22 protein-coding genes are annotated in these 16937 nt (G+C 63.8%); 8 read left to right on the top strand and 14 right to left on the bottom strand.

Annotated elements, in window-relative coordinates:
• Nucleotides 1-147: 147 nt before the first annotated feature.
• The 4 genes from XH88_RS23350 to mgtE form a co-directional block, all read right to left on the bottom strand.
• Nucleotides 148-1095, bottom strand: a complete 948-nt coding sequence (locus XH88_RS23350) for a hypothetical protein (protein ID WP_271670641.1) — start codon at nt 1093-1095, stop codon at nt 148-150.
• Between the two features lie 49 nt (nt 1096-1144).
• Nucleotides 1145-1963, bottom strand: a complete 819-nt coding sequence (locus XH88_RS23355) for an aldo/keto reductase (RefSeq protein WP_271670642.1) — start codon at nt 1961-1963, stop codon at nt 1145-1147.
• 158 nt (nt 1964-2121) lie between these two features.
• Nucleotides 2122-2433 (bottom strand): helix-turn-helix domain-containing protein, encoded by a 312-nt coding sequence (locus XH88_RS23360; RefSeq protein WP_271670643.1) that lies wholly within the window; start codon nt 2431-2433, stop codon nt 2122-2124.
• Between the two features lie 229 nt (nt 2434-2662).
• Nucleotides 2663-4084 carry a magnesium transporter gene (gene mgtE / locus XH88_RS23365; RefSeq protein WP_271670644.1) on the bottom strand — a complete coding sequence of 474 codons (1422 nt, stop codon included), beginning with the start codon at nt 4082-4084 and terminating at the stop codon, nt 2663-2665.
• A gap of 122 nt (nt 4085-4206) precedes the next feature.
• On the opposite strand from mgtE, the gene XH88_RS23370 reads away from it, so the two are divergent.
• A complete protein-coding gene (locus XH88_RS23370) occupies nt 4207-4974 on the top strand; it encodes a polysaccharide deacetylase family protein (RefSeq protein ID WP_271670645.1) in 768 nt (255 codons plus the stop codon).
• Between the two features lie 180 nt (nt 4975-5154).
• Nucleotides 5155-6399, top strand: coding sequence for a polysaccharide deacetylase family protein (locus XH88_RS23375; protein WP_271670646.1), 1245 nt, complete (start codon nt 5155-5157; stop codon nt 6397-6399).
• 10 nt (nt 6400-6409) lie between these two features.
• Here the strand turns inward: XH88_RS23375 and XH88_RS23380 are convergent, their stop codons facing one another.
• Nucleotides 6410-6784, bottom strand: coding sequence for a hypothetical protein (locus tag XH88_RS23380; RefSeq protein WP_271670647.1), 375 nt, complete (start codon nt 6782-6784; stop codon nt 6410-6412).
• 247 nt (nt 6785-7031) lie between these two features.
• Between XH88_RS23380 and XH88_RS23385 the strand changes: the two genes are divergently transcribed.
• The 3 genes from XH88_RS23385 (at nt 7032) to XH88_RS23395 (ending at nt 9026) form a co-directional block, all read left to right on the top strand.
• Nucleotides 7032-7289: a hypothetical protein gene (locus XH88_RS23385; RefSeq protein WP_271670648.1), complete on the top strand. Its 258-nt coding sequence runs from the start codon at nt 7032-7034 to the stop codon at nt 7287-7289.
• Between the two features lie 231 nt (nt 7290-7520).
• Nucleotides 7521-8150 (top strand): DUF1326 domain-containing protein, encoded by a 630-nt coding sequence (locus XH88_RS23390; RefSeq protein ID WP_271670649.1) that lies wholly within the window; start codon nt 7521-7523, stop codon nt 8148-8150.
• Between the two features lie 51 nt (nt 8151-8201).
• A complete protein-coding gene (locus XH88_RS23395; protein WP_271670650.1) occupies nt 8202-9026 on the top strand; it encodes a DUF2182 domain-containing protein in 825 nt (274 codons plus the stop codon).
• 177 nt (nt 9027-9203) lie between these two features.
• On the opposite strand, the gene XH88_RS23400 is transcribed toward XH88_RS23395, so the two are convergent.
• From XH88_RS23400 to XH88_RS23435, 8 genes are all read right to left on the bottom strand, one after another.
• On the bottom strand, nt 9204-9872 hold the full coding sequence (locus XH88_RS23400) for a DUF1109 domain-containing protein (RefSeq protein ID WP_271670651.1): 669 nt from the start codon (nt 9870-9872) through the stop codon (nt 9204-9206).
• Nucleotides 9869-10501, bottom strand: a complete 633-nt coding sequence (locus XH88_RS23405; protein ID WP_271670652.1) for a sigma-70 family RNA polymerase sigma factor — start codon at nt 10499-10501, stop codon at nt 9869-9871. Before XH88_RS23405 ends, XH88_RS23400 begins: the two co-directional genes overlap by 4 nt.
• On the bottom strand, nt 10498-11007 hold the full coding sequence (locus tag XH88_RS23410; RefSeq protein ID WP_271670653.1) for a DoxX family protein: 510 nt from the start codon (nt 11005-11007) through the stop codon (nt 10498-10500). Before XH88_RS23410 ends, XH88_RS23405 begins: the two co-directional genes overlap by 4 nt.
• Nucleotides 11004-11792 (bottom strand): HvfC/BufC N-terminal domain-containing protein, encoded by a 789-nt coding sequence (locus XH88_RS23415; RefSeq protein ID WP_271670654.1) that lies wholly within the window; start codon nt 11790-11792, stop codon nt 11004-11006. The genes XH88_RS23410 and XH88_RS23415 overlap by 4 nt, the downstream gene beginning before the upstream one ends.
• Nucleotides 11776-12660, bottom strand: coding sequence for an MNIO family bufferin maturase (bufB, locus tag XH88_RS23420; protein WP_271670655.1), 885 nt, complete (start codon nt 12658-12660; stop codon nt 11776-11778). The genes XH88_RS23415 and bufB overlap by 17 nt, the downstream gene beginning before the upstream one ends.
• A 49-nt stretch (nt 12661-12709) precedes the next feature.
• Entirely contained in the window at nt 12710-13054 is a 345-nt protein-coding gene (locus tag XH88_RS23425) for a BufA1 family periplasmic bufferin-type metallophore (RefSeq protein ID WP_271670656.1), read from the bottom strand.
• A gap of 139 nt (nt 13055-13193) precedes the next feature.
• A complete protein-coding gene (locus XH88_RS23430) occupies nt 13194-13808 on the bottom strand; it encodes a TlpA disulfide reductase family protein (protein ID WP_271670657.1) in 615 nt (204 codons plus the stop codon).
• Nucleotides 13805-14134 carry a hypothetical protein gene (locus XH88_RS23435; RefSeq protein ID WP_271670658.1) on the bottom strand — a complete coding sequence of 110 codons (330 nt, stop codon included), beginning with the start codon at nt 14132-14134 and terminating at the stop codon, nt 13805-13807. The genes XH88_RS23430 and XH88_RS23435 overlap by 4 nt, the downstream gene beginning before the upstream one ends.
• Before the next feature lie 334 nt (nt 14135-14468).
• On the opposite strand from XH88_RS23435, the gene XH88_RS23440 reads away from it, so the two are divergent.
• Nucleotides 14469-15131 carry a hypothetical protein gene (locus tag XH88_RS23440; protein ID WP_271670659.1) on the top strand — a complete coding sequence of 221 codons (663 nt, stop codon included), beginning with the start codon at nt 14469-14471 and terminating at the stop codon, nt 15129-15131.
• A 239-nt stretch (nt 15132-15370) separates the two neighbouring features.
• Here the strand turns inward: XH88_RS23440 and XH88_RS23445 are convergent, their stop codons facing one another.
• Entirely contained in the window at nt 15371-15595 is a 225-nt protein-coding gene (locus XH88_RS23445; RefSeq protein WP_271670660.1) for a GDCCVxC domain-containing (seleno)protein, read from the bottom strand.
• Nucleotides 15596-15908: 313 nt separating this feature from the next.
• Here XH88_RS23445 and XH88_RS23450 point away from each other — a divergent pair, with 313 nt between their 5' ends.
• Together XH88_RS23450 and XH88_RS23455 are read left to right on the top strand one after the other, a co-directional pair.
• Nucleotides 15909-16280, top strand: a complete 372-nt coding sequence (locus XH88_RS23450; protein ID WP_271670661.1) for a hypothetical protein — start codon at nt 15909-15911, stop codon at nt 16278-16280.
• A gap of 1 nt (nt 16281) precedes the next feature.
• A complete protein-coding gene (locus XH88_RS23455; RefSeq protein ID WP_271671006.1) occupies nt 16282-16848 on the top strand; it encodes a type II toxin-antitoxin system VapC family toxin in 567 nt (188 codons plus the stop codon).
• Nucleotides 16849-16937: the final 89 nt, after the last annotated feature.

Below are 16937 nucleotides of genomic sequence, written 5' to 3' on the forward strand. Positions count from 1 at the left end.
AAACGTGACGACGGACGATCGCCCCTCAAGGTCAAGCCGGGATGGGCGATACATACGATATTTCCGAATTTCGGTAAAGCGGAATATTTTTGCGCAAGCTTATTGACGCCGTCCGCGGTGTTTTGCCCGTCGGGCGCTCCGCGAAGGCTACGACCCGAAATCCTGCGGCGTGAACGAAAGGTCCATCACCTTCCATTCCGCGTATTTGTCGACGGGCAACATCTTGTAGGGCTGGCAGGCCTGCATCGCGGTCATCGCGGATTTCACGATAGCCACGCCCTTCGCGGACGGCGGGGCCTCGATCAGGATCGGCGGACGCACCAGCGTGCCGTCGGCGGCGAGCACCGCGCGCAGCTTGATGCGCACGGCGTCGGTCGGCGCGACGCCCGTCGGCAGTTTCGAGCAAGTCCTCAGGTGACGGCGAAGCTCGGCGATGACTTCGGGCGGCAGCTTGGCTGCGGTCGAATCCTTTGCATCGCCGCCGTCATCCTTGGACGCGTCCTTCGGCTCCGGCGGCAATTCGGGCGGCAGGCCCAGTATGACGCCATACTTCACGGTGACGTCGGGCTCCGGCGCCTGATAGGCCGGAGGTGCGGCCTGCGGCTGCGGCATCGCCGGAGGTGGCTGCTGCGTCGCTTGAGGTTGAGGTAGCGGCGGTTGCGATGGCTGCGGCTGTAGCTGCTGCTGCGGTTGAGATTGCTGAGGTTGTGCGTTGGCCTCTTGCTGCTTTGCCGCCTGTGACGGCTGAGGCGGCTTCTGCTCCGGCTCGTGCGAGGCCTGCTTCTGCTGCGTCGGCGCCTTCTCACTGGCAGGCGCGGGCTTCTGCGCCGCATCCGGCTTGTCGGTAAGATCCAGCTTTGGCAGCTTCAGGTCGAGAAGCGGCTCCGGCGGCTTCTCCTTCTGCTCCTGGGCTTTCTCTTCTGCTTTGGCCTCTTCCTTCACCTGCTCCGGCGTGACGATATCGACCGTCACGGTTTCGGGCGGCACGGAATGAAACGGATGGACCTCACTGATCGCGATGATCAGCGCCACCAGCGTCAGATGCACAATCGCTGACGCTGCGATGTCCGTCCGTATGATCTTCCGCAGTTCCATCGCCCGATCTTGGGTTGCCGGCCTGCTCCTAGCATACCGCAGGCTCCCCTCAATCCCATTTCGGCGCGAAGCCGAAATCGGTCAGGCGGCCCTTCGGGCTGGCCAGCGCGGAGATCGCCGCCATCTCGTCATCCGAGAGCTCGAAATCGAAAATCTCGATGTTTTCCGACAGGCGCTCGACGCGCGAGGTTCTGGGAATCGCCGATACATTCTGTTGCACCAGCCAGCGCAGGCAGATTTGCGCCGGCGTCTTGCGACGGGCGTGGCCGATTTCCAGAAGTGTCTGGTCGGACTTGATGCGGCCCTTGGCGATCGGGCTATAGGCAACCAGCGCCATCCCGTGCTGGTCGCAGGCAGCCCTCACCTTCGCCTGATCCAGATAAGGGTGATATTCGACCTGGTTGCAGACCAGCGGCTCGCTCGACAGGGAGGCGGCCTGCTCGATCAAGGCCACCGTGAAATTGGAGACACCGATGTGCCGCGTCAGGCCCATGCGCTTGGCGTGCGCCAAGGCACCCAGCGTCTCTTCCAGCGGCACGTGCGGATTGGGCCAGTGCAACAGCACGAGGTCGGCGGCGGGAAGCCTCAAGCGCGCCAGACTTTCCTTGATCGACCGCTCGAGATCATGGGGTGCAAAATGGTTGGTCCAGACTTTCGTGGTGAGGAAGATGTCATCGCGGCGGACGCCGGAGGCGCGCAAACCGTCACCGACGTCGCGCTCGTTGTCATAGACCTGGGCGGTATCGATGTGGCGATAGCCGAGCCGCAGCGCCTGCTCGACCACGCGCGCGCAAGTCCGGCCGCTCAGCTCCCAGGTCCCCAGCCCGATCGCCGGGATTCTTGCGCCATTGGCCTCGACGAACAGCATGAGGAATCCCTCTGTTGCGGCAGCCCCAGACTCGTCAATGGCGTCATTATGGACCCCGTCCGCCAGAGTGCAACGGACGACACGGGCCTCGGGTGCGGATCTTGGGCCGCAACGCCAACGGGAGGCTCGTATTCGGAACGTGACGTCAGGCCTTGACGTCAGGCTTTGGCGAGCGCCTGGAACACGGTGTCGGGCGCATGCGCGATTACAGCCAGCAGGGCGCGGGCCGGTCCGCGCGGGGCGCGCTTGCCCTGCTCCCAGTTGCGGATGGTCTCGACGGGCACACCGAGCTTGGCGGCAAATTCCATCTGGGTGAGGCAGGCGCGCCGGCGCAAATCGCGCACCGCGAGCGAGCCGGCCTCGGCTGGCGGAGCCTCGACCGCAGGTGGGACCGGCTGGACGGGAAACTCTTGCCCGTCCCGTAATTCAACGACCCGTCCGTCCGCTTTCAGCCGCAACCGCATGCTCATTCCCCCAAGCGGGACGATGATGCGGCAGGTCGCTTAAGGTCGGATTAAAGATGGGAGGTCGATGCTCGCGCCCTCGTGTCCCGGGCGCGCTGCAGCGCGTAGCGCTGCTGCGCAGAACCGGGATCCAAAAAGGGACGCGCTCCGTAGCACGATGGGCCCCGGCTCTGCTGCGCACCGCGAAGGCGCGCTGCGCCGCGTCCGGGGCACGAGAGCATGGTTGCCGCGCCCCCTACTTCAGCCCGAACCACAGCGTCGCGATACCGAGGAAGGAGAAGAAGCCGACGACGTCGGTCACCGTCGTCACAAACGTGCCGGAAGCGACGGCCGGATCGGCCCTGACGCGTTCGAGCGCCATCGGGATCAGGATGCCGCCGAGCGCGCCTGCGATGAGGTTGCAGATCATCGCAAGGCCGATGACGACGCCAAGGCCCGGGATCTTGAACCAGGCCACCGCGGCGATGCCCGTGATCACCGCAAAGGCGACGCCGTTGATGAGACCGACCAACGTTTCGCGGATGATCACGCGCCAGGCGTTGGAGGAGCCGAGTTCGCGGGTCGCGAGTGCGCGCACCGCGACCGTCATGGTCTGGGTCGCGGCATTGCCGCCCTGGCTCGCCACGATCGGCGCCAGCACCGCAAGCGCCACCATCTGTTCGAGTTGGCCCTCGAACAGGCCGAGCACGGAGGATGCGAGGAACGCGGTGGCGAGATTGATCAGCAGCCAGTTGAAGCGGCCGCGCGCAATGGTCAGGAACGTGTCCGACAGCTCTTCGTCGCTGGTGACGCCGCCGAGCGCCTTGAGGTCCTCGTCCGCCTCTTCCTCGATCACGTCGACCACGTCGTCGACGGTGATGACGCCGACGAGGCGGTCCTGGGTGTCGAGCACAGGGGCGGCGACGAGATTGTACTTGCCGAACATGCGCGCGACCTCCTCCTGGTCCTCCAGGACGGAGACGCGGCGGCGATCCTCATCGGTCAGCTCGGTGAGCGGCACCGGGCGCCGCGCGCGCAAGATCACGTCGAGCGGAATCGCGCCCTGCCAGTGCTGGTCCTTGTCGACGACGTAGATCTCGTAGAAGCGGTCCGGCAGGTCGGGCGTATCGCGCATGTAGTCGATCGCCTGCCCGACCGTGAAATCCTGCGGCACGGCGATGAATTCGGTCTGCATGCGGCGGCCGGCGGAGTTTTCCGGATACAGCAGGCTGCGTTCGAGCGCGACGCGCTCCTTGAGCGGCAGCTTCTCGAGGATCTCCTCCTGCTCGTCCTCGTCGAGGGTTTCGAGCAGCTCGACCGCATCGTCGGATTCGAGCTCGCGGACGCCCTCGGCCACCGTCTCGGGCGGCAGCTCGTCGAGGATCTCCTCGCGCACGCTCTCGTCGACCTCGTTCAGCGCGGAAAAGTCGAAGTCGGTGCCGGTCAGCTCGACCAGACGGACGCGGTTGTCGGGCGCGAGCGCCGCGATCAGATCACCGAGGTCGGCCTCATGGAGATCGGCGACGCAGGCGCGCAGCGCAGCGCTGTCGGCGGCCTCGATCGCATGGGCGATTTCCTCGACGAATTCGTGCCTGATTTCGCCGTCTTCATTGCGCATCGGCACGTGGTCGAGTACCGAGGCCTCAGCGACGTGAGCACCGTCCATATGTTCATCCATGGTGCGCCTCGCCGTTTGACAGGTTGGAACGAGTGGTCTGGGCTGATGGTTCAGGCAATACCCACAAGGCAATCGCGAGCGCAATGGCAAAGATGCATCGACCGGAACGGACATGGATCAGGATGGGCCTGGCTCTCACCACCCTCACCGCGATCGGTTCTGTCGCAGCCGCGGACTGCCCGCGCAAGGATGCGCTCGGCACCTCTCGCGTCCTGAGCGTCGATGCCAAGACCACGCCGCGCGTCGGATTGAAGAGCTTTCCGCAGACGCTGCCGCTCGCCGATCACGAGGTCGTGCTGACCTTCGACGACGGCCCGCATCCGCCGACGACGTCGAAGGTGCTGGCGGCGCTGGCGCAGGAATGCGTGCGCGCGACCTTCTTCGTGATCGGCCAGCATGCCGCCGAACATCCTGACATGGTCAAGCGCCTGGCGCGCGAGGGCCACACCGTCGGGCACCACACCTTCTCACATCCGTTCATGGCGCGGATCCCGGCCGACAAGGCGAGGAGCGAGATCGACCGCGGCATCGCCGCCGACGAAATGGCGCTCCACGGGGTCTCGACCACGACACCGTCGACACCGTTCTTCCGCTTTCCCTATTTCGAGGCGACGCAGGCCGAGCTCGACCTGCTCCAGGCGCGCGGCATCGTCGTGTTCGGCGCGGATCTGTGGGCCAGCGACTGGAGCGAGATGACGCCGGAACAGGAATTGAAGCTGATCACCGGACGCGTGGCTGCCGCCGGCAAGGGCATCATCCTGTTCCACGATTCCAAGGCGCGCACAGCCGCCATCATGCCGGCCTTCCTGCGATACCTCAGAGAGAACGGCTTTCACGTGGTTCACGTGGTTCCGACGGGCTCAGCGCAGAACAACGCCGACGCGCATTGATGCCGGAATGTCACGCCTCACCAAAATGGGGTGATCTGAGGCCTATTAACACTCTGTTCATGCTACGCCATGCAATGATTGAGGGGGAGCCGAGCCAGGAACGGTCGTTGCGCCTGAACCGTTTCCTGATGTCACCGACCTAATTATGGCGACAGTCGCAAATGAGGACTTACAGGGTTCATGATCGGCAGTAGCGTTGTGATCCGGACGCGATCCTGGACCGTCCTGCTTCTGGGGCTGTTGACCGCAGCCTCGCCGGCGGCCTTCGCGGCCGACTGCCCCGGTCATCCTGATGCGCTCGGCACCTCCCGCACCCTCGTCGTCGATCCGCGCGAGCATCCGCGCATCGGCACCATGCAGTATCGCGAGACGCTGCCGCTGAAAGACCACGAGGTCGTCCTCACCTTCGACGACGGTCCGCTGCCGAAATATTCGAACCAGGTGCTCCAGATCCTCGCGAACGAGTGCATCAAGGCGACCTTCTTCATTATCGGTCAGCAGGCCAAGGCCAATCCGGAGGGCGTGCGCAAGCTGGTGGCGGCGGGTCACACCGTCGGGACGCACAGCATGACCCATCCGCTGACGATGAACAGGATGCCGATCGACAAGGCTGAGGCCGAGATCAACGGCGGCATCGATTGGACCTCGGCGGCAATGACGGACCCATCCAAGCTGGCGCCGTTCTTCCGCATCCCCGGCCTGATGCGCGCTGACGGCGTCGAGGACTATCTGATCTCGCGCGGCATCCAGGTGTGGAGCGCCGACTTCCCGGCGGACGACTGGCGGCATGTGTCACCCGATCGCGTCTACCAGCTCGCGATCCAGCGGCTGGAGGCCAAGGGCAAAGGCATTCTGCTGCTGCACGACATCCAGGCCCGCACCGTGGCGGCGCTGCCGAAGATCATCCGCGAGTTGAAGGCGCGCGGCTATCGCATCGTGCATGTGGTGCCCGCGACGCCCGACCGGCCGGCGACGCCGACCACGCCGGTCGAGTGGCTGCTCCATCCGCCGACGGAATCGACGCCGATCGCGCGCTGGCCGGCCGTGCCGAATTTCGCCTTCACGCAGACCGCGACCTTGCCGGCGCCCGAGCTCGCCGATCTCAACGCGCAGACCGCACGCCAGCCCCAGCTGCTGCCGCGCAAAACCGTGGCACAGGCCGATATCGCGGCCACCCTGCCCGCGCCCGGCCGCGATGTCTTCGCTATTCCCGAGGGCTCGATCGAGGTGCTGCTGTCAACCGCCTTGTCGCGCCGGGCCGCGACGCGGCTCGCGATGGCGGCCGAGGCGCCCCATGCCGGCAAGGCTGGCAGGATGCATCCGCGGCGGGCGGCTGCCTACCCCGCGTCGAAACACGCGGCTCAAGTCAAGACCACGCCGCCCCGCCCGACCCGCCTCGCCACCAGCGTGAAGAAGCGCGCCTGAACAGAAGCCGTTACTGCCGCATGATGTTGGCGACGCAGAGCAGCACGATCAGCGCCAGGAAGAACAGGTCCATATAGGACTTGAGCTCGCCGTCGCGGCGCAGCCGCGCCACGTCAGTCACGATCTGCTTGCGCGCGCTGGTCCCACCCGAGCCGTCGTTGATCGGCGCTTGGAGCCGCTTGGTTTCGGCTTCGAGCTTCTCGATCTTCTGAAAGAAGTAGAACGCCCGCAGCGTCGAGGCCGCGCGCATGCCGGCATAGACCAGCACCAGGATCGCGAGGATCGCCCGGTTCTGGTACTTCTCCATGAAGTTCAGGCTGAAATAGACCAGCGCCATGAATGCGAAATTGGTCAGGAAACGGTAGACGAAGCTTAGAAAGACCATGCTGGCTCCAGCCGAGAGAGGTCGCGCGAGGCGCGTCTACGCCAATTTTGTTTCAAGAAAGATACCATCGCCCCCCGCGCCGCCGCCTTTTAGCCACGCCCCGCCATAAAGCAAGCAAGAGCCTGGCTCCTCGCCCGCTTCGACGCGCCAAACCGCGCGCCCGGTGCGGCCCGATGGAGATTCAGCGGAAGCTGCGGTAGACTGCTGCCGCCGCACCAGGCGAAGTCTTGCGGATTGGGGTCTGCCGATGCCGAAGAAGGGAATCACGGGCCACGACGACTGGGTTCTGACCGAAGCGCTCGCAACCGCCCTGGTCGCGCTCGAGCAGCTCGAGGCGAAGCACCAGCCGAGCGCACACATGGACGACATCCGCAAGATGCTGTCGAACGGCAAGGAGCCAGCGGCGGTGAAGCTGCATCTGGCCCAGGCCAAATGCCGTCTGTTTCCCGATCTCGATCCGCTCGAGATCTACCGGGAATATGGGATCGGCGAGGAATATGGCTGAGAAGCGCGCGCGGGGCAGCCGAATTGCGCGGGGGAGAGCAGTCGCCTTGCCGACATTTCAATGGCTTGCGGAAATGCTCGAAGGGTTGAGGTGCATTCCCAGCTGATCGGTGCTTTTTTCCAGCAAGCCGGCCGAGCCCCGCTTGCGGGACTTCGCCGCGCGGCGTAATTTTCAACGACACGTAGCTCATGCGAGAGAAATCTATCGGGTTCGACCTAGCGGGAGAGAACGATGGCAGATGTCCCATGGCAGCTTTCCGGTGACTATTTCGAAAACTGCAGTTGCAGCCTCGTGTGTCCCTGCCTTGTGTCCGCGGCTCCTCCGCTGACATCGCGACCGACCGAGGGCTTCTGCAACGTCCCCCTGATCTTCCATGTCGAAAGCGGTCGCTATGGCGACGTCGCGCTCGATGGACTCAACGTCCTGGTGATCCTCCACGCACCCGGGGTGATGGCAGACGGAGATTGGTCGGTGGCCGCCTATATCGATCAGCGCGCCGACGATCGGCAGACCGAGGCTCTCGCTGCGATCTTCACCGGCGCCGCCGGTGGTCCGATGGCCGCCTTCGCGCCGTTGATCAGCAAGAACCTGGGCGTGCGCAAGGTGCCGATCACATTCCGGATCGACGGCAAGACCCGGTCCGCGGAAATCCCGGGTATTTTGCATATGTCCGTTGATCCATTGCCGACCATGCATCCGAGCGGCGAAATGTGGGTGAACATCGGTCATCCGGTGAGCCCCGACAACATGGTCATGGCGGTCGGCGCCGCCGGCAACACGTTCAGCGATCACGGCATGCACTGGGATAATTCCGGCAAGAACGGCCTCTATGCGCCGATCCGCTGGTCGAACCAGGCTTGATGCAACTTCCGATACCGGCCCTGGACGAGGGCCGGAAAACGTCCATCGCAGATGACCGACAGCGCCCTGGAAACCGTGCTGCGCCGTGACCGCTGGGTCGTCAGCGGCGCCATCGGCATCATTGTCGCGCTGGCATGGAGCTACGTGCTCTGGCTCGCCAACGACATGGATATGGGCGGCATGGACATGACCGGCTTCCGGATGATCCCGGCCGGGATCGGAATCATGATGCCGGCGAGCGCGCCGTGGCGAGCGATCGAGTTCGCCTACGTGTTCCTGATGTGGGCGGTGATGATGGTCGGAATGATGGCGCCCTCGGCCGCGCCCATGATCCTCATGTATGCCGGCGTGGGCCGACGGGGCAAGGCGCAGGGCAAGCCGTTCGCCGCGACCGGCTGGTTTGCGGCCGGCTATCTCCTCGCCTGGAGCGGCTTCTCGCTGGCAGCCACCTTGCTCCAATGGGTGATCGAGCGCGCGGCCCTGCTGGATTCCCGGATGGTGATCGTCAGCAACCTGCTCGGCGCAATCGTGCTGATCGCGGCGGGAATCTATCAATGGACACCGCTCAAAGAGGTCTGCCTCGCTCAGTGCCAGTCGCCGTTCACGTTCCTGATGCGCCACGGCGGCTTTCGCGACAACGCTCGAGGCTGCCTCCTGCTGGGGTTGCGGCACGGCGGCTATTGCGTCGGCTGCTGCTGGGTTTTGATGGCGCTTCTGTTCGTGGGCGGAGTCATGAACGTGCTTTGGATTGCGCTCCTGACGCTGCTCGTTCTGCTGGAGAAACTCACACCGGTCGGACGATGGATCGCGCGTGCTGCCGGCATTGCATGTGTGGCCGCTGGCGCCTGGCTGCTGGTGTTCCTACCGCAGGGATGAGCGGCCTGCGTGCGCCTCTTCGCCGATCGCGATCCGCTGGAGCTCTGCAAGTAACACGGGATTGGGGAGGAGTACGGCTTGGGTGACCCATTCAGCCAGTTACCCGCGAAGAACGGACTCTCCACGGAAGAATTCCATGAGCCGTTTCAACTGCCATCCAATCGAGCGATCTGCCGGCTAATTTCTGATGTCGGAGCGCGGGGCCATCCACTCGAACATACGACGGCCGAACAGGCTGCCGAGGCCGACGAACATGGCCGCCGTTCCGATATTGAACATGATGATCATCAAGGTCGCATCGCCGGCATGGAAGAGCGAGAGGGCCGTCGCGCTTATCGCGGCCACCGACAGGCTCCCCATGAACGTCACGGCCGTCGGGCGCAGCGGAGCCGCGTACCGCAGCATGACCAGCATGGCTAGCGACAGCGGCAGGCTCGTCAGAACCAGGGTTGCAAGACAACGGGTCGTCTCGCCTAGACTGACCCCGTTCGGTCCCATCGATATCCACTGCGTGAGGCACTGGTAGCCGATGTTCGACAGCCAGATCGCCACGGCCGGCGCGGGCAGGATCAGCCACAGACGCGAGCGGTCGGGAAGACTGACGAGGAAAGCCGCGATGGCCGCGAGCACGCCCGTCAAGGCGGCCCCGACCACGCCGCCGGCGAAAGCCGGATCGTGCAGCCGCTGCGCCAGGTCCGGACGGATACCCTGACTGACCGCGAGAAGCGCCACGACCAGGGCTGCGAGCAGGAGCCAGCAGGCCGCCCGCGTCACCGGCGGCCGAAGGCGCCGCACAGGCTTCATGTTCGCGGCGAGGGATTCGATGAGATCGGGTGTCGCAATCATGGTTCGCTCCGATCGCCCAGAATCTTCCGCAGGCCCTTCACCGCGCGATGCATGTTGACTTTGAGCGAGGCGATCGACATCCCGCTCGCTGTCGAAGCCTCCTTCAGCGACATCTCATTGAGCTTGAGTAGACGCACTGCCTTGCGCTGCATGGGAGGAAGCTCGCCGATCGCCTTTTCGAGATCATGTTTGTCCGGTCCTTCCTCCAAGTTCGCTTGAGGCTCGGAAAAGGTTTCATGTTCGGGCATTAGTGGCGTTTCCCGGTTCCGCCTGCGCCCTTGCCGCCGTAGCCGGTCGACGAACCGCCGGTTCGCGATCGTCACGAGCCACGGGCCGAACGGCCTGGTCGGATCGAAGGTATGCCGGATCGCGTGAACGGTCAGCAGGATGTCCTGCACCGCATCCTCGATATCGCTCGGATCTCGATGCCGGCGTGCCGCCAGCGAACGCAGGTAGGGCGTGATTTCCCGAAGGAGACGCTGATAGGCCGGCCTGTCGCCGTCCTGGGCATGGGCCATCAGGATCGCCCAGTCGGTGTTGCGGCTCATGGGCTCGGGGACGGCCGGCGCAGCATCGCCTTCGCTGCCGACGAGCCTGAGCTGCGGAGGGCAGCCGTTTCGCTCGGTCATTGACGTCCTCCGCCAGAGACTGGTGCCCGATAGCGCGAGGCTGCGAGATAATCGACTGAAAGCTTGCCGGGACCGATCGCCATAAGGGCCACGGCGAGCGCCGCCCACGGCAGATGGAAATTCGCCCACCCCTCCGGCACGACGAGCTGGATCACTCCAGTCATGACCAGAAGCGCAAGCGCGCTGAAGCGCGTCGCAAATCCCAGGATCAGCAACGCTGGCAGCACGATCTCCGCGATTGCGTCAAAATATGCGAACACGGCGGGAAAAGGAAAATCGTACGCGTGTCCGAAGATGTGCAGCTTGAACTCGTCTTCGAAGAGGTACGCCGCCGCCGGCGACAAGGACAGGAAGCTGTCCCACTTCGTCAATCCCGATTTGAAGAACGGCAGCGCCAGGGCGATGCGAAGCACCGGTGGCGCCACGACGAGGGCGACCTGCGCGAGGTGCTCCACAAGGTGTCGCACGACACCTTCGACGGTCGACATGGCCGAGAAGGGACTCATGTCCGTAGCGGCTCCTGTGCGAAGGCGAAACCGACCACCACGCCCGCCCCGATCAGATCCGACAAATTCGCCGAAAGATCGAAGGTCGGGTCGGCGGCAATGGCTTCCTTGAAAGCCGCCGACACCGACCTTCCGGATCCGAGTGCGTGGATGAACTCCGGACTACCGTTCGGAATCGATCGAACCTCCACGCAGGCCTCCGGCCGAACAACGAGCGCGTTTTCGCCGCTGGCGGCCAAATCGACCGGCCCCGGAACGCCGCCATCGATGTTCATCTGCCAGATCGTCAGTGCCGGAAAGCGCGAGCGGACGATCCGGACCGACGGATGCAGCACAAGACTGACGTCCGGCAACAGGTCCGGATCAATCTCCGAGAACGCGGAAGGGCCGATCGGCGTGGCCTCGGCCGAATGGTAGGCCTCGATCCAGGCCCGCTCGATACGCGCCACGTCGGCCAGATACGGCAATACCGAAGCGGGTTCGAACCGGTCGATGAAATCGGGTAGGCCCGCGCCATAGTCGAAGAGCATCGGCGACCGGGGCAAAGCGCCGACGACAAAGGCGCGGGCCAAGGCGTGGAAGAATTCCGACCCAACGATGCGGTGCACGGCGGGATAGGCATCCTTCAGTGTCTGCGTCAGGCCGACGATCACGTTGTTGCGGTAGACGGCGAAACGCCGCGAACTCGATTTCCCGTCGGGGCCGACCAGGCCCGCCGGCGCCGGAAGTGCGGGATCGAGCAGCGCGGCCGCGAAAGACCGTTGCCGCTCAGCCAGCGACTGCATGACGGGGCATCTCCGGACGGTTGGCGGACATGATCACCTCAGCACGTTCGGCTTCGCCTGCGAGCGTCGGCCAAGGCGGCACCTCGGCGTCCCACTCGATCAGCGTCGGCACCGGGCCAACGAGCCGCACCGCGAGTTCGTAGAGATACCAGACGGCATCCTCGACCGGGCGATCGTGGGTATCGATGAGAAGCGGCCTCCCGGCCTCGTCGGCCTGCCGGTCGTTTCCGGCAAGGTGGATCTCCTTCACGCTCGCGAGCGGATAGCCTTCGATATAGGCGACCGGATCCCACTGCTGATTGGTCGACGCGACGAAGACATTGTTGACGTCGAGCAGGAGACCGCAGCCGCTGCGCCGGACGACTTCGGCGATGAAGTCGGTCTCCGCGTAGGTGCTCTCGGCGAACGCGACATAGGTCGACGGGTTCTCCAGGAGCATCTGGCAGCCGAGGGCTGTCTGGATTTGGTCGATGTGCTCGACGACGCGCTGGAGCGTCTCGGACGTGTAGGGAACGGGAAGCAGGTCGTTCAGGAAACCGGTGTCGTGCGTCGACCACGCCAGATGTTCGGAAAACAGGCCGGGTCTGTAGCGCTGCCGGAGCAGTCTCAGCCGTTCGATATGATCTTCGTCCAGCGGCCTGTCCGCGCCGATCGACAGCCCGACGCCATGGAGGGACAGCGGGTAGCGCTCCCTAATGGCGGACAAATAGCGGTGCGGCGGACCGCCCGGGCCCATGTAGTTCTCCGCATGCACCTCGAAGAAGCCGATATCGGGTGCCGTGTCGATGATCGTGCGATAGTGCTCGGCCTTGAGGCCGACGCCGGCGCGTGGCGGTATGCGATCTTCTGGCGATGACGGAAAGCGCATGGCAACCTCGAGGATAGAGGGCGGGCCGTCGCGGCCCGCCCGGGATTCGTCAGGCCTTCGGGGTGAGGCTTCCGGCGCCCTTCGGCGTGTTCATGGTCGTGCAGGTGCCCTTGGGCTCGAGCTTGAACGCGTTGCCCTGATAGTCGACGGTGCTGGTGCCGGCGCAGGTCGTGCCGGCTCCGGCGTAGCAGTCGTTCTGTCCCTTCAGGGCGACGCCGAAGCACTTCTCCATCTTGCCGCCCGCCATCGCTTTCATGGTCTGGGCCTGCTTCTCCTTCATTATCTTTTCCATGTCGCCTTTGTTCATCTGCGCGGTGGCCGACGTGGCGGCGAGCGCTCCAACAGCGACGGCGAATGCGCCGGCGACCATTGCGTTGAGCGTGCGATTGGACATTCGAGTTCCTCCGGGTTCGGGGCGACTTTGCGAGGTGCATGGTCGCTGGTCCGACGGGCTGGTTTTCCCGTCCGTACCGATGTTCGCTGCGTCCCTGGTAAAGGTTACATGGCCTGTGCGCCCCACGGCCGTCACAGAGTTACGTTCTGTCAAGATAGGCAATGAGGTCGCCCGCCGCCGCGGACGACCAATCCGCCTCGCCCGGCAAGTAGCCGACGACTGTGCCAGAGCCCGAGATGGCGTAGGTGATCGGCATGCCATAGAGCGCAAACGGCGCCTTCCTGACGTTGTCGGCGTCGGAGTGCGCCACGTATCCGTTCGGGTCCAGGAAGATCGGAAGCGCCTTCAAGTCGAGCGACTTCACGAAACGCACCACCGCCTCGCGCGGACCGCGGTCTTCCGAGACGGCGACGACCTGTACCCTGCCCCGCCAGGCGTCCCGATATAGCCTGTCGAGGGCGGGCAACTCCAAGCGGCAGGCCGCGCACCACGACGCCCAAAAGTTCACCAGGATCGGTTTGCCGCGTAGCGCCGACAGATCAGTTGTGCCGCCTTCCAAACGGAACAGCCGCAGTAGTGGCAGTTCCTGCGGCGGACGGAGGATGGTGAACTGGTAGCGTCCGGATGCGAACCTGGGAACGTCGTTTTCGGCCGCGGTCGCCTCGCGCAGCATGAGTTCGGCCGCCATGCCGGCCAGTGCGCGCAGCAGGATGGCGCGGCGTGACGGCATCCACGCTGTCGCTTCCTTCTTCAAGCCGTCTCCCGCACCGACAGCGCCGGCGACGATTGAGGAACTGCCGGCCGGAATGCGATGAAGAAGAACAGCGGGTTCGGGAGCCAGTAGAGCCACCCAATCGACGGCTCGCGCCCCCCGTCAGGAAGATGCAGGTCAAGCCACACGTAAAGGAACTTGTAGAAGCAGAGCCCGGGGATCCAGTTCGGCTTCAGCCGCGAGGTTCTCAGATACTTGCGGGCGATGTAGTAGTTGCCCTCGAAGGGCGTGATTCCGAAAAGGCCAATCGGTCCCTCCGCGATGACTTCGCCGCTCGCTCGATGCCTGATCCGGACGTGCCGCGACATGCTTCGACTTCCGATTTGGTACCTATGAATCCGTTCGCTGCATCGCCTGAAAGGTTACATGTCGCCGCGCAGTGTGACCATCTCGCCTCCTCGTTGCACTTCATCTTCGGCCTCGTCTTGGGCACCATCCATGCGCTCGGACGGTCAGGACACATCGAGGGAAATTCAAGGCGTCCATACCTGAGCACCGGAGCGGTGATTTCTCGCCGACAGGACGTAACCTCGGGGCGGATCGCAGCGAACTGGAAGTCGGGCTCGCGCCCACCGGTGCCTTGAACGGCGTCAGCCGGGCCCCGCGCGCCGACTCGGTCACCTCGAAAGGCAACGATCCCACATGAAGAAATCGCTCGAACGACGTCTGTTGCTCTCGGCCGCGGCGGCCGGACTGCTCATCGCTTCCATCGGAAGCGGCTTCGCTGCCTCGTCTCTGAAACTGGAATTCATCACTCACGCCGCCTTCTTCTCGGCGGAAACCAAGCAGCCGAAGACGCTCGACCCTCAGGTCTTCGTCGAGGATACCTCCGCACCGGAGGCGACCGGTCCGCAGGGCATCAAGCATGTCGCCGGAGTGCGGCCACCGTTCATCGACCAGGACGCCAGGACGTCGAAGCTATTCAACGCCGAGCACAAGCCGCTGGGCTTCGATCTCCAGTCGTGGCTCTCCGCCGCCGGCACCGTCACGATCGTGGAGAAAGACGGCAAACTGACGCTCGATGCGACGTTCAAGAACCTGCAGCCGAACGCGAGCTACAGCCTCTTCGAGAACCATTTCGACACGAAGCCGATCACGTTCACGCCGATGGACGGCGCGGGGAAGACAAACAGCTTCACCGCGAAGGCCGACGGCACCGCCACCGTCACCGTGACTCTGCCGAGCATGCCGACTCACGACAATGCCGTTCTGCTCATTTACAACAGCAGCGGCCAACCGCATGGAACGGAGCGCGGCCGCATCGGCGTGGACGCCCATCACCAGATCATCGCGCGGCCCGAGTGATCGTGAAGCGTTTTGCTTGGGACTACCGCCCCGGGTCCGCGCCGAGAGAGTATCCACCCGATAATGCCGAGCGAGTTGAGCGCGCCAGATGAGAGCACGCCCCGGCCGAATTCTACGCTGGGCTACACTAGCGCCCTCTGATTTGTCTTCCCAGGGAACTGGTCCAAAGAGGGATGCGACGACCAGAGAGCAAACGTGCAAGATCAAGCAGGGAAGATTTGCGCAGAATTAATTAGAGACTAGCCGCAACACGAGATGGCGCTTGACCCGCCGGCGCGCTGCTCCTGAATTGACGGACACGGCACCGAGCCGTAGGAGCAGAATACGCAACAGTCGCCCGACTTCGGCTTCAGCTTCGTGCCACAACCGGTGCATATGTAGAAGAACTGACAGGCATCGGTCGGCATAGTCTCCGTTTTCGCGACGCCGCAGTGCGGACAGGTGATGGTCGATCGAAGCAGCATTCGGATCAGCTCTTGGGTGCGGACGGACACCCTGCTTTGACAGCACTACTTAAGTATCGATCCAAGGATGACAATCCGCGTCCGCCCGCTTTCGGCTCGTAAAATGTGCTGACGCGGAAACGCGCAACGTCACCACAAACCAATGACTGCCTCGGACTTCGATATCCCGTCGGCCCGAACGCGCGCAGAGCGAATCCAACATCAGACGCCGTCAAAATCGCTGGGCGGCGCTTTAGGCTTCAGCACACGCCTTGAAATTCGGAAACTACAGTGTTAGACAAAATGGAGTTTTGTTGAACATGGGCAAATTGCCATGACAAAGGAATCAGCGAGTAAATCACCAGCCCGCCAGGGCAAGCGAGCGGCAGGCGCGGCCAAAGGCGGCTTGGGGCAGAAAGCCTATCATCGGGAGGCAACGACAGGCCGGTTTGTCGTGGGCCAGGCGCGATTCGAGGCGGTTATGCGCGCGGCGGAAAAGTCGGGCCTCCTGAACGAAAAAGGCGGCCGTATCGGCGGCAGGGTGAGCCCAGCATTGGTGAGACAGGCCAAACGGCAGACGGGCATCGAGACGGATACAGACTTGATCGAGTTTGCCCTGGCGACGGTCGCGCTTGAAGACAACTTCGCAGACGCGTTCAAGGAGTCTCGCGCCCAGGTCGACCCGAAGCTGAAGCTTGGTTTTTAAGGTGGCGGAGTTTGATTTCGACGCTGCTCGGCGGTGGGCGCGCGTCGATCCGCCAAGAACTCTGGCACGACGAAGTGACAACGAGCTGCCGTTCGTCGATCCGAGCTCAATCGGCGGACAAGGGCTCCTGCTTGATACTTCCGTATACATCGATCAGATGCAAGGTCGCTCGCCAAAAATCCTGGACGACCTGATCGCGCAGCGGCAGGTCAATCATTCGACTGTCGCCATCCAGGAACTGATGCACACGGTCGGCGTATTGGATCCATCCGACGCGCGAACCGCCACTGTGATTGAGGTGATTGGCAAGCAGATCAGGGCAATGTCACCACATCGGGTTTTTGCGCCGGACACCGAGGTTCTCGGACGTGGTGCGCTGCTGTCGGGGATGCTCTGCCGCCTCCAAGGCTACGAGAAGGACGGCAAACTTCGCGCGCTCCAGGATTGCGTGCTATTCCTTCAAGCGCAAAAGCTAGGCCTAGTTGTTCTGACCCCGAACGTCGGCGACTACGATATTCTACTCCAGCTCATTCCAACAGGACGCGCGCTGTTCTATCGTTCGAAATGAAGTCATCTTGGAGTGGATCGGCGTGGAGCCGTGAAGGTGCTTCGGCGACCGTAGCGGAACGTACTAAGGAGAAGCTTTCTGGGTGGCGC

It is taken from the genome of Bradyrhizobium sp. CCBAU 51627 (assembly GCF_028128765.1).
Taxonomy (GTDB): domain Bacteria; phylum Pseudomonadota; class Alphaproteobacteria; order Rhizobiales; family Xanthobacteraceae; genus Bradyrhizobium.